The sequence below is a fragment of the Treponema sp. OMZ 840 genome, from assembly GCF_050937815.1.
In the GTDB taxonomy this organism is placed as follows: Bacteria; Spirochaetota; Spirochaetia; order Treponematales; family Treponemataceae; genus Treponema_C.
Map to the genome: position 1 here is coordinate 1 of NZ_JACDIJ010000034.1, position 1,079 is coordinate 1,079.

2 protein-coding genes are annotated in these 1,079 nt (G+C 39.4%); both read right to left on the bottom strand.

Going from position 1 to position 1,079, the window contains the following annotated elements; genetic code table 11:
- The coding region (locus tag H0R92_RS13975) for a hypothetical protein (RefSeq protein ID WP_432966278.1) at nucleotides 1-320 on the bottom strand (320 nt) is incomplete at its 3' end.
- A gap of 109 nt (nucleotides 321-429) precedes the next feature.
- The coding region (locus H0R92_RS13980; RefSeq protein ID WP_432966281.1) for a hypothetical protein at nucleotides 430-1,079 on the bottom strand (650 nt) is incomplete at its 5' end.

The window sequence follows — 1,079 nt, forward strand, 5'->3', positions numbered from 1 at the left end:
TTTCTCATTTTATCCAACATTTCCGCATTTATATTTGAAGAACAACCGTACCGTAACAGTTCTTTAAGCGTGTCATAATTTTTGCGGGTGTACGCAAACATATATCGGCGATAGTTTACAGTAACCGTCATAGGACGACTTATTTGCACATCGGATATATGTATAGTATCAAGGGGAATAAGAATTTCCTTATATGCAAAGCTCAATAGACAATTCTTGCCGTCTTCAAAAAAAAGATCGGCAATTTGAGAAGCCCATATACTTCTCCATATGCCGACAATCGTCAAAACAAGCCATATTTCGCCTCCTTTTCTGCACATAAACACATCATATAAAAAAAGACACAGAAAGAGAAAACTGAAACAGAAAGTCAATATCGTAACTTTATGAAACCGCTTGTTATAAACTTTCATATAAACGCCAACCCTCTTATGGGGTTTTACCTGTAAAAGAATACAGCTTCGTAACTCCTACTCGATAATGTGCTTCAAAAGTAAGAGGTTTACCGGTAAAACCTATTGATGTTGTATATCCGATTGTTTCATTCTCCAGATTCTTCACAGCGTCAATCCCGACTGAAAGACCGTCTTTTCCTATAGAGCCTCCTATTTCTTGATAGGGTCCTTGTGCATCCGCAACGCTTTTATATGAACCAACTGCCAGTCCTACAAAAGTAGATGGTGACAGCTCAGTGTTTGGAATATCAACAGCTCCACCCCCACCACCAGCAATAGCTACATAACAACCTATATCTTCAATATTAGCAGTAATAAGAGATATTCCTACAAATTTCGAAATTGTAGAAGGCGTACTTATAAATTTAGTTGCGACATTAAAAAGAGCTTCATTCTCTGGATTGATATACAAACCTATAGAGCCCGCTTTTGATGTCGGACCACCTGTTGTCCTGCTTGCAGCACCCCCTATCGTATGAATTGTTTTTGCACCGTCATTTTTAAAGAAGGTGTCGGCGATTTTATTCGTAAGTGTTTTTATCCCTTTTTTTTCTCCTTCTCCCGCTACTACGACCGGTTGCGGAACGGGGTTTTGTGCACTTGCCGCCTGTTGTGTAATGCCCG